At 72.4% G+C, this 10,198-nt stretch carries 13 protein-coding genes and 1 pseudogene; 8 read left to right on the forward strand and 6 right to left on the reverse strand.

Annotation, left to right across the window (positions count from 1 at the left end):
- Positions 1-64 precede the first annotated feature (64 nt).
- The gene (locus tag AC162C_RS05355) at positions 65-673 is read left to right on the forward strand and encodes a nitroreductase family protein (RefSeq protein WP_484096647.1); all 609 of its coding nucleotides are present in this window, start codon (positions 65-67) and stop codon (positions 671-673) included.
- Between the two features lie 45 nt (positions 674-718).
- Here AC162C_RS05355 and AC162C_RS05360 read toward each other — a convergent pair whose 3' ends face one another.
- Positions 719-1,141 carry a cupin domain-containing protein gene (locus tag AC162C_RS05360; protein WP_484096648.1) on the reverse strand — a complete coding sequence of 141 codons (423 nt, stop codon included), beginning with the start codon at positions 1,139-1,141 and terminating at the stop codon, positions 719-721.
- Positions 1,142-1,230: 89 nt separating this feature from the next.
- On the opposite strand from AC162C_RS05360, the gene AC162C_RS05365 reads away from it, so the two are divergent.
- A complete protein-coding gene (locus tag AC162C_RS05365) occupies positions 1,231-1,866 on the forward strand; it encodes a TetR/AcrR family transcriptional regulator (protein ID WP_484096649.1) in 636 nt (211 codons plus the stop codon).
- Between the two features lie 49 nt (positions 1,867-1,915).
- On the opposite strand, the gene AC162C_RS05370 is transcribed toward AC162C_RS05365, so the two are convergent.
- Positions 1,916-2,569 (reverse strand): CatA-like O-acetyltransferase, encoded by a 654-nt coding sequence (locus tag AC162C_RS05370; protein ID WP_484096650.1) that lies wholly within the window; start codon positions 2,567-2,569, stop codon positions 1,916-1,918.
- A gap of 258 nt (positions 2,570-2,827) precedes the next feature.
- On the opposite strand from AC162C_RS05370, the gene AC162C_RS05375 reads away from it, so the two are divergent.
- The 5 genes from AC162C_RS05375 (at position 2,828) to AC162C_RS05395 (ending at position 6,501) form a co-directional block, all read left to right on the forward strand.
- A complete protein-coding gene (locus AC162C_RS05375) occupies positions 2,828-3,259 on the forward strand; it encodes an SRPBCC family protein (RefSeq protein ID WP_484096651.1) in 432 nt (143 codons plus the stop codon).
- A gap of 175 nt (positions 3,260-3,434) precedes the next feature.
- The gene (locus AC162C_RS05380) at positions 3,435-4,298 is read left to right on the forward strand and encodes an isocitrate lyase/PEP mutase family protein (RefSeq protein ID WP_484096652.1); all 864 of its coding nucleotides are present in this window, start codon (positions 3,435-3,437) and stop codon (positions 4,296-4,298) included.
- Positions 4,295-5,518, forward strand: coding sequence for a hydroxyacid-oxoacid transhydrogenase (locus AC162C_RS05385; protein ID WP_484096653.1), 1,224 nt, complete (start codon positions 4,295-4,297; stop codon positions 5,516-5,518). The genes AC162C_RS05380 and AC162C_RS05385 overlap by 4 nt, the downstream gene beginning before the upstream one ends.
- Before the next feature lie 126 nt (positions 5,519-5,644).
- A complete protein-coding gene (locus AC162C_RS05390; protein WP_484096654.1) occupies positions 5,645-6,115 on the forward strand; it encodes an intradiol ring-cleavage dioxygenase in 471 nt (156 codons plus the stop codon).
- Positions 6,116-6,315: 200 nt separating this feature from the next.
- Positions 6,316-6,501 carry a hypothetical protein gene (locus AC162C_RS05395; RefSeq protein ID WP_484096655.1) on the forward strand — a complete coding sequence of 62 codons (186 nt, stop codon included), beginning with the start codon at positions 6,316-6,318 and terminating at the stop codon, positions 6,499-6,501.
- 60 nt (positions 6,502-6,561) lie between these two features.
- On the opposite strand, the gene AC162C_RS05400 is transcribed toward AC162C_RS05395, so the two are convergent.
- Positions 6,562-7,533 (reverse strand): NAD(P)-dependent alcohol dehydrogenase, encoded by a 972-nt coding sequence (locus tag AC162C_RS05400; protein ID WP_484096656.1) that lies wholly within the window; start codon positions 7,531-7,533, stop codon positions 6,562-6,564.
- A 114-nt stretch (positions 7,534-7,647) separates the two neighbouring features.
- Here AC162C_RS05400 and AC162C_RS05405 point away from each other — a divergent pair, with 114 nt between their 5' ends.
- Positions 7,648-8,523, forward strand: a complete 876-nt coding sequence (locus AC162C_RS05405) for an ATP-grasp domain-containing protein (RefSeq protein WP_484096657.1) — start codon at positions 7,648-7,650, stop codon at positions 8,521-8,523.
- Between the two features lie 68 nt (positions 8,524-8,591).
- Here AC162C_RS05405 and AC162C_RS05410 read toward each other — a convergent pair whose 3' ends face one another.
- The 3 genes and pseudogenes from AC162C_RS05410 to AC162C_RS05420 form a co-directional block, all read right to left on the reverse strand.
- A complete protein-coding gene (locus AC162C_RS05410) occupies positions 8,592-8,942 on the reverse strand; it encodes a 2TM domain-containing protein (RefSeq protein WP_484096658.1) in 351 nt (116 codons plus the stop codon).
- Between the two features lie 166 nt (positions 8,943-9,108).
- The gene (locus tag AC162C_RS05415; RefSeq protein ID WP_484096659.1) at positions 9,109-9,846 is read right to left on the reverse strand and encodes a hypothetical protein; all 738 of its coding nucleotides are present in this window, start codon (positions 9,844-9,846) and stop codon (positions 9,109-9,111) included.
- 158 nt (positions 9,847-10,004) lie between these two features.
- Positions 10,005-10,198 (reverse strand): annotated as a pseudogene (locus AC162C_RS05420) (hypothetical protein); the annotation flags it as partial.

Genomic DNA, 10,198 nt, shown 5'->3' on the forward strand with positions numbered 1-10,198 from the left:
CTTCCTGGCACACGGCGGGCGAGCGGTGAGGCTAGCCCGAGGGAAACGGGCAGTATCTCCGGTCATGGAGCTCGGAGAGGCCCTGCGCCGGCGGCGGATGGTGCGCAACTACCGGGACGAGCCGGTCGCACGCGCCTCGGTGGAGCGGATCGTCGCGCGGGCCCGGACGGCGCCGAGCGCCGGCTTCAGCCAGGGCGTGCGCATGGTCGTCGTCACCGAGGCCGAGACCCGCGCGCGGATCGCCGAGCTCGCGGACGAGCCCTTCTACGTCGAGCGCGGGTACGAGCCGTGGATCTCCCGCGCACCGGTGCACGTGGTCGTCGCGCTCCGCGAGGACGACTACCACGACCGCTATCGGGAGCCGGAGAAGCTCGAGGACGGCGAGGAGATCGACTGGCCGGTCCCGTGGTGGTGGATCGACGTCGGCCAGGCGATGCTGGTGCTCCTGCTCGCCGCGGTCGACGAAGGCCTCGGAGCCGGCCTGTTCACGCTCTACCCGCCGGAGAACAACGACCGGCTCCGACTGCTCCTCGGGATGCCCGGCGACGTCCAGGTCGTCGGCGTCGTGACCGTCGGGCATCCGGCTCCGGAGCCGATGGAGGAGCGCAGGAGCGCCGACCTCCGCCGCCGGCGGCGACCCCTCGCGGAGGTCGTCCGCTGGGAGCGCTGGTAGCCGAGGCCGCCGCCGCTTCGCGGTGCGTCACCGCCCGACGTCGCCTCAGGCGGGTGGCGGTGCTCCCTGGGTGACCACGGCCACTCCCATCGGCTGCAGCGGCTCGTCGAACGTCGAGACGATCTCGGATGCCGTGAAGAACCCGACGACCTTGAGCGTCTCGTCGCCCGTGTTGGCGATGCCGTGCGGGACCATCGAGGGGACGACCGCGAGGTCACCGGCGACGACGCGCCCACGCTCCTCGCCGACCGTCGCTTCCCCCTCGCCGGCGACGATGTAGAGGATCTCCTCGGCGCTGTCGGTGTGGAGCGGTAGCCGGTTGCCGGGCTCGATCTCGAAGTAGACGACGGCGCTCTCCTCCGAGCCGACCGCCTTGTTGATCGGGAAGGTCACCCGGAGCCGCGCACGGTCGGGATCGCTGTCCCACCAGACCTGGACGAGCTCCTGCTCGGCTGTCTTCGCAGTCAACACGGAATCGTTCTCCCTTCGTCGAGCGGTGATGAATGGCAAACGCGAATCTACGCGGGGCGACGCGATCTGTCAATATTCGTCATACAGTGACGTACCACGAAAATCGTGCGCGGCGGACGTACCGGCTCAAGAAGCGCGCGGACGCGATGGCCGCGACACGGCGCCGGATCACGGAGGCTGCGGTCGAGCTGCACGGCTCCGTCGGCCCGAGCCGTACCACGGTGAGCGCAGTCGCCCGGCGGGCCGGCGTCGAGCGACAGACCGTGTACCGGCACTTCCCCACGAACGAGGAGCTCTACGTCGCGTGCTCCGAGCACTTCCTCGCCGCGAACCCGCCGCCGGACCTCGACACCTGGCGCGCGATCGACGACCCGCAGGCTCGGCTCGCACGCGCCCTCGCCGACCTCTACGCCTACTACGAGCACACGGCGCCGATGTACGCGAACGTCTTTCGCGACGCGGACCTCGTCGAGGCCCTCCGCCCGCCGCTGACCCTGCTCGAGGACTACCTCGCCGAGGCAGCGCGGGTGATCGCCGCGGACTGGGGCACGCGGGGCCGCAGGCGGGACGTCCTCACGGCGGCCGCCCGTCACGCCGTCGACTTCGCGACCTGGCGCTCGCTGACCGCGAGCGGTCGCGTCACGCGGGAGCGGGCCGTCGACCTCATGACCGCGCTCGTCCGGGCAGCGTCCTCCCCGCCCCCCGCGCCCACCGGCGGCTGAGGCGACGGGGACGGGCTGTCCATGCCCGCGGTCGTCGTTCCTTCGACGATCAGCCGCGTGGGGCTCGGGCGCCGCTGAGCACGTCGGCGGGACGGGCGAAGCACTCCTGCACCTGTGCGTAGAACTTCGCGGCGTGGAGCCCGTCCATCACCGCGTGGTGGCCCTGCACGCTCAAGGGCAGCGTCACGTGGCCGCCGGAGTCGGCGTACCTCCCCCAGGCGAAGCGTGGGATCGAGTCGGGCGGGCTCAGGCGGAGCGGGTGCATGAAGCTCGTGAACGACACCCACGGGATCGCCGTCATGAACAGCAGGTCGTCGCGCCCCTCCCCCGCCTCCGTGACGCGCGGTCGTGCCTGCATCTGCGCGATCTTCTCGGCGGCGGCGCGCGCGAACTCCGGGAAGTCCTCGTCGTAGACGAGGGTGCAGAAGCCGAACACCTCGTCCGCTCCCATGATCGTCGTGGAGGGATGGACGACGTCGTGCTCGACCACGTCCCCGTCCCGGATGCGATAGCGGAACTCCGGCACGGCGTTGGCGGCTCGCGCGATCGCGTACACGACGGCGAGGTTGAACGACAGGCGGTCGCGCTCGACGTGGTCACGGAACGCCGTCACGTCGACGTCCGCGCAGAGGCTGAAGTACGGGTAGTCGAAGGCGCTGAACAGGTCGAAGTGCTCGCGCCTCGGCCACGCGTCCAGATCCAACCGGTGCATTCCCACCTCCGGCTCGACGTCCCCAGTATCCCTCGACCGAGCACCCGGCGCGTCAGCTCCGCAGGAAGCGGCGACGGCGCGACCCGCCGGCGGGGTCGTGCGCCTCCCCACGACTCCCCGTCCCGCGGACGAGGTACGGGTTCTCGCTGATGTGCGGCGCGCTCACGGGACGGATACTGGGTGGTGGCCGTCCGCGCCGGTCCGGCCGGCCCGGACGCCGATCACTCGCCGCCGAAAGGGGGTGAGACCATGGCGACGGTCGAAAAGGCCATCACGATCGATGCCCCGCCGGAGACGATCTTCGAGTACTTCGACGATCCGAAGAACCTGCTCGAGATCTGGCCGAGCATGATGGACATCACCGATGTCCAGGAACTGCCGGGTGGCGGGCACCGGTACCACTGGTCGTACAAGCTCCTCGGGATGCGCTTCGAGGGCGACACGGAGACGGTCGAGTTCGAGCCCGGACGCCACGTCGTCGAGAAGAACACGGGGCAGATCCCGAGCACGTTCGACTGGGCGTTCGCGCCGGAGAACGGGAGCACGAAGGTCACGGTGAAGGCCGACTACGAGATCCCGGCGAAGCTGCTCGGGAAGTTCGCGGAGCCGTTCATCGTCAGGCTGAACGAGCGCGAGGCAGAGAGCGTGCTCGCGAACCTCAAGGATCGCATCGAGCACTAGCGTCGCGACGCCGCACGGGGCCGGGCGCGCGCCGCCCGGCCTCGCCCGTGCACCGGGCGGCCCGCGCCGCGGGCTCCAGACCGGAAGAGGCATCGCCCGGGAGGCCAGGCCGGCCGCCCGGCGACGCGGGCACACCCGGAGGTGCGGCGGAGCGACCGTCGCTAGGCTGCGCTGCATGACTCCGGCGCGCCGACTTCGCGAGCGCCTGGCGAGCGGCGAGGTGCTGCTCGTCGGCGGCGCGTACAACGCGCTCGTCGCCCGCATCTACGAGCACGCGGGCTTCGAGGCCCTCTACACGGGCGGCTACGCCGCCGCCGCCGCCAACTTCGCGCTCCCGGACATCGGGCTGATGACGCAGACCGAGATGTGCGCGCACGTCGAGCGGATCTCGAAGGCCGTCTCGGTGCCGCTGATCTCCGACGCCGACACCGGCTTCGGCGAGCTGACGAACGTCACCCGGACCGTGCGCGAGTACGAGCGGGCGGGCGCCGCCGCGATCCAGCTCGAGGACCAGACGTTCCCCAAGCGCTGCGGCCACATGGAGGGGAAGAAGGTGATCCCTCGCGACGAGATGGTGCGGAAGGTGCGGGCCGCGCTCGCCGCGCGGAGCAACCCCGACACGGTCGTGATCGCCCGCACCGACGCGATCGCCGTCACCGGGCTCGACGACGCGATCGAGCGGCTCTCCGCCTACGCGGAGGCGGGCGCGGACGTCCTCTTCCCCGACGCGCCGCGCTCGGTCGAGGAGATGCACACGATCGCGGCTGCCGTCGGGGAGAAGCCGCTCGTGGCGAACTACTCCGAGCACGGGAAGACACCGCTCCTCACCGCCGAGGAGACGGCGGCGGCCGGCTTCCGGATCTGCCTCTACCCGACGACGTCGCTGTTCGCCGCCGCCCAGTCGGCGCTCGAGATCGCGACCGCGTTGCAGCGCGATCGCACGAGCCGCGAGGTTCTCGAGCGCCTCATGGTGTTCGGCGAGCTGAACGAGCTCCTCGGCCTCTCGGCCTGGCAGGAGGAGGAGGAACGGGCGCTGTGAGCCTCGAGACGACGTTCTCGCTCGAGCTCCCCCACATCGTGTTCGGCCAGGGCAGCTCGTCCGAGACGGGCACCCACCTCGCCCGGCTCGCCGTCTCGCGGGCGCTCCTCGTCTGCGACCCGTTCGTCGTCTCCTCCGGCGTCGCGGCGCGGATGCAGGACGAGCTGCGCGCCGCCGGGATCGAGAGCGGCGTCTTCGACCGGATCGCCGGCGAGCCGACCGAGGCCTCGATCGCAGAGGCGATCGAAGCGGCGACGACCGGGGGCTGGGACGGGTTCGTCGGCGTCGGCGGGGGATCGGCCCTCGACACCGCGAAGCTCTGCGCGCTGTTCGCGACCCACGGCGGCGGCGTCTACGACTACCTCAACAAGCCGGTCGGAGAGGGCCGTCAGGTGCCGGGGCCGCTGCTGCCGCTCGTCGCCCTGCCGACGACCTCCGGCACGGGATCGGAGGTGACGACCGTCGCGATCGTCGACGTCGGCGTCAAGAGCGGCATCTCGCACCGCTACCTGCGCCCGCGGATCGCGATCGTCGACCCGCTCCTCACCGTCAGCTGCCCGCCGGGGGTCACGGCCTCGGTCGGCCTCGACGCCCTCCTCCACGCGCTCGAGGGCTACACGACGCTGCCGTACGACCGCCGTCCGAAGCTCCCACCCGCGGAGCGGCCGCCCTACCAGGGCGCCCATCCGCTGGCCGACCTCCTGTGCGCCGAGGCGATCGGGCTCGTCGGCGCGAACCTGCGGCGGGCGGTCGCCGACGGTTCGGACGTCGACGCGCGGAGCGACATGGCGCTCGCCGCGACGATCGCAGGTGTCGGCTTCGGCAGTGCCGGCGTCCACGTCCCGCACGCGCTCTCGTACCCGATCGCGTCGCTGAAGCACGCGTGGTCGGCGCCCGGCTACGGGGGGAGCGCCTTCGTTCCGCACGGGCTCGCGGTGGCCGTGACCGCACCGGCGTCGTTCCGCTTCATCGCCGACGCCGCCCCCGAGCGCTGCCGTGAAGCGGCCCGCCTGATCGACGGCGGCGACGACCTCGCGGAGTCGTTCCTGCAGCTGATGCGCGACGTCGGCGCCCCGACGACGATCTCCGAGGTCGGCTACGGGGAGGACGACATCCCGGCGATCGTCGAGGGCGCGCTCAAGCAGCAGCGCCTGCTCGTGAACGCCCCGAAGGACGTCGACGCCGCGGCTCTCGAGGCGATCCTCCGCGACAGCCTCTGAGCGGGCTCGCGGTGCGGGCGGAGCCCCGCGGCGCGTCGTGAGGGCTCGCGACACGGCGGCGCCGCCGGGCGCTTCGCGTCCGCGCCGTGGCAGACGGGAACGCCGTCGCTCGCTACCCTGGGGGCGATGTCGTGGGTACGCGCCCTCGCCATTGCCGTCGCCGCCGCCGCCGGAGCGCTGGCGGCCGGCGTCGAGAGCGCGCCCGCAGCCGCACGCTGCAAGCCCACCGAGAGCGACGTCGCCGGCCCCTTCGTGCAGCGCGTCGCCGCGCCGCGCCGCTCGAAGATCGGGAAGGGCCACGTCCTCGTCGGGCGCGTGCTGCGGGCTCCCGACTGCAAGCCGCTCGCGGGGATCCGCGTCGTCCTCTGGCAGGCGGGACGGAAGGGCTACGGGCCGAAGGGCCGAGCGAGCGTCGTCACCGACCGCTCGGGCAGGTTTCGCTTCGAGGGCCCCGTCCCCGGCTCGTACGGAGGCCGTGCCCCGCACATCCACATCGCGATCGTGCACCCCGCCTACGAGGAGCTGTTGACGAGGTACGTCGTGCGGCGAGGGGCGAAGAGCGGGCGGATCACGCTCGTGCTCACGTCCGACCTCTAGGAAGCGACGGACGGGGTCGCCCGGAGCCCGCGGCTCCTCGGCTCGGCGACGGCCGGAGCGTCGGGGGATCCCGGTAGCGACGATCGGCAAGCGCCCCGATGCGCCGCCGGAGGCGCGGGGAGATGCTGACGACGAGACGGCCCGCGGGCTTGCCTCGCGCGGCGGGCGTTTCGGACATCGGCCCGAGAGGAGGAGATTCGGTGGGGGCGGACTCTGGTGATTCGGCGGCGGGACGCGGCTACACGTACGGCGGCCCGGCGTTCGTCGGCGGGATCCTCGTCGGCATCGGCCTCGGCGTGCTGCTCGGCGATGTCGCCGCGTGGGTGCTGATCGGGCTGGGAGCCGGCTTCATCCTCATGGCGCTGATCGCGGCGATCGGCAAGTAGCAGGGGCGCGGTCTCCCGCCGGGGCGATCGAGTCCTGCCGGGAGGCCCGACCGGCGACGGCTAGGCGACGCGCACGACGACGTTGCCGACCTTCAGGCCGGTGTCGACGTATCGGTACGCCTCGACGATGTCGTCGAGCCCGTAGGCCCGGTCGATCACGGGCCGCAGCTCGCCCCGTGCCAGGCGCTCGCGCAGGAACGCGATCGCCTCACGGCTCGCCCGCGGCAGGGGGAAGGCGACGCGCTTGGCGCCGACCGCCCGGAAGACGGGGCCGACGAGTGACAGCGGCGCGTTCTGCGCCCACGGCCCGAGGTCGGTGGAGACGTACACGCCCCCGCCTCGGAGGAGCGGCCTGCACGCGCCGAACGAGCTCTTCCCGACGGCGTCGAAGACGACGTCGAAGCGCTCGTCGAGCGCCGTGAAGTCCTCCCGTTCCCAGTCGACGACGGCGTCGGCGCCGAGCGCGCGCACGAGCTCGACGCTCGCCGTCGTGCTCGTCGCGACGACGGATGCGCCGGCGTGCTTCAGCAGCTGCACCGCCGCCGTCCCGATCGCCCCGGTGGCGCCGTGCAGGAGCACTCGGGTCCCGCTCCCCATGTGCACCGCGCGGACGTAGCGGAGCGCGTAGTGCGCCCCCTCGGTGCTCACGGCGGCGTCCTCGTACGAGAGCCCGTCGGGGATCGTGTCGACCATCCGGCTCTCGGCGATCGTCTTCAACTCCGCCTGGCCGCCCCACCCGGCGTCGTCGAAGCCGAACACGCGGTCGCCGACCGCGAACCGCGTCACGCTCCCGCCGACCGCCTCCACGTCGCCCGCGAACTCGCAGCCGAGGATCGTCCGTCTCGGGGCGCGCAGCCCCGCGAACAGCCGCACGATCCACGGCTCGGCTCGGAGGAACCCGCGGTCGGTGCGATTGACCGAGGTCGCCCGCACCCGCACGAGCACCTCGTCGTCCTTCGCCACCGGTGCGGGCACGTCGGTCACGCGCAGCACCTCGGGCGGGCCGTAGCGGGTGTACACGGCGGCCTTCATCAGCGAAAGCAGTAGCAGCGGCGGCCTTGACGTGCCGCGGCCCTGGGGCAGCCACGGACGGCGCCGTCATCCCGCCCCACGGTGACCGCCGTGGGGCGAGACTACGATGGCCGCGTGAGAGTGGGGGTCGCGACGAGCGCCGCGGTGCCGCCCGAGTTCGACGACGACGCTCTCCTGATCACCGCGCTCGAGCGACGCGGCGTCGACGTCGCCCGGGTGGTCTGGGACGACCCGGACGTGCGGTGGGAGGACTTCCAGACGGTGGTGCTTCGATCGACGTGGGACTACCCGCGGAAGCACGCGGCCTTCCTGCGGTGGGTCGATGCGCTCGATCCGCGGGTCCAGAATCCCGCGCGCGTCGTGCGCTGGAACAGCGACAAGCACTACCTCGCCGACCTCGCCGATGCGGGCGTACCGGTGGTCCCGACGTCGTTCGTCGAGCCCGGTGGCGCCATCCCCGTCCTCGAGGGGGAGGTGGTGGTGAAGCCGGCGGTCTCGGCGGGCGCGCGCGACACCGGTCGCTTCGGCCCAAGGGCGCACGACCGGGCGACGCGGCTGATCCGCCGCCTCAACGACGATGGCCGCTCGGCGATGCTGCAGCCGTACGTCTCGTCCGTCGACGACCGGGGCGAGGCGGCGCTCGTGTTCATCGGCGGGCGCTTCGACCACGCCGCGCGCAAGCGCGCCGTTCTCCGACCGGACGAGGAGGCCCCGGTGCGCGACGACGCGATCGGGGGCGCAGAGGCGATGTACGACCCGACGATCGTCGGGCCCGGGACCGCGACCGACCCCGAGATCGCGGTCGCGAGCGCAGCGATCGCGTACCTCCGCGAGCGCTTCGAGGTCGGCCCGCTCTATGCGCGTGTCGACCTCGTGTCGGGGCAGGATGGGCACCCGCTCGTGCTCGAGCTCGAAGTCGTCGAGCCGAACCTCTTCCTCGGCCAGTCGCCGGGTGCAGCCGACCGGCTTGCCGACGCGATCGTCGACTGACCGTCACCTGGGCAGCCCCGTCCCCTCCCTGGGTGGGCCCCGACCGCGGCACGGGTGAGCCGGCCGCGTCAGTCGTCGTCCGTGTCGAGCGCGGCGAAGGAGGCCGAGCCCCTCAGGCGCGCGACCTCACGCTCGATCTCCTCTTCGCTGATCGGCGTCTTCCAGAACGACTCGTACGCGTCGCCGAGGACGAAGAGGCCCCAGAAGAACGACACGATCGCCGGCCACGGCCAGACGAAGCCGTCCGTCGCGCCGTCGATCGCCCAGATCGTCCAGAGCGCGGCGTTCACGACGAGGTACGCGAACAGGTGGCCCCAGAACGCGCGCTTCTTCTTCAGCCGCTTGATCGCCGCGACCCGGAACACATCGCTCTGCGCCTTCGTCTCCCCGACCCGTGACGGCCCATGCACAACGGTCATACCCGCTCACCTCCTCGAGGGTACGACCCCAAGCATTCCAGGCGTCTCGCGCTCGGGAATCGGGGAAAGACACTCGGCCGCTTCGGGAGACTGCGTATCGCGCCGGCGACCGCGGCGTCGGCCGAGCCGGTGGTGCCGCGGTCGAGCGGCGCGTGCTCGGCGGCGGCTAGGAGACGGCGTCTGCGAACCGCGCCTGCTCGGCCCCGGCGGCCTGGAGGGCGTCTGCCGGATCGACCGGGTCGCTGCCCGCTGCCGCACAGAGACCGAGGAGGTTGCGGTGGCGCCAGGTGACGACGAAGCCGGTGACGCCTCCGTACTCGACGTCGAACGCCGCCGTCTCGTCGCCGATCGGCTCGTCGACGCCCGCGGGCTCGAGCGTCCCGCCGCCTGCTCTCGCGGTCTCCGGCGCACGGTCGTTCCCGACCGTGAAGACCTCCTCGGCCGCGCCGATCGACCGGTACACGCTCGCGGTGCAGTTGAGTACCGGACGGTCCGGGTGCACGAACGTGACCTCGTATCCGGAGACACGGCCCTCCTCGATGAGCGCGGCTTCCTCGGGTGTCCGCTCGCGGAGGGCGGCCTCCAGGCCGATCGGGCCTGTCCCCTCCTCGTCGACCGTGTAGCCGCTCGGGAGGTCGGAGAGCTGCGGCACGAGCGTCATCGGGTCGGGCGTCGTTGCCGGGGCGTCCGTCGTCACCGTCTCCTCGGCGGGCGTGGTCTCCGCCGGTGAGGACGAGGCGGATCCCTCGTCGCCGCCGCCGCCGCACCCGGAGAGCGAGAACGCGACGAGGACGGTGCCGACGACGGCGAGTACGCGCCGCGCAGCCCGTCGGCTCGCTCCCCGCCGGCGGCGGGGCGAAGCGTGTCCCGTGGTCGTCGTCAGGAGAGCCGATCGGTCAGGCACACGGCAACTGTACGCCCACCCGTCGCAGGCGGGGCAGGCAGGTGTCGGGCGACCCGGGGGAGCGCTGGTCAGTCCTTGTGGACGTGCTCCGCCCACGGCACGAGCAGCCGCTCGAGGGCGACGAGCGCGGAGAAGAGCGCGATGCTCATCACCGCCCGTCACACGGGGAGGGGCGTGCGCCGCCGGCCCGCTCGCGGCAGGAGCCGGGCGACGGCGTCCAGGAGCCGGTCGACGTCGGCGTCGTCGTTGTAGAGGTGGGTCGACACCCGAATGCCCCCGACGTGCGACGTGTAGCGGAGCGCGACGTAGATGCGCTCGTCGAGCAACGCGCTCAGGAACGCCTCGTTCTCGT

Source organism: Gaiella sp., assembly GCF_057140465.1.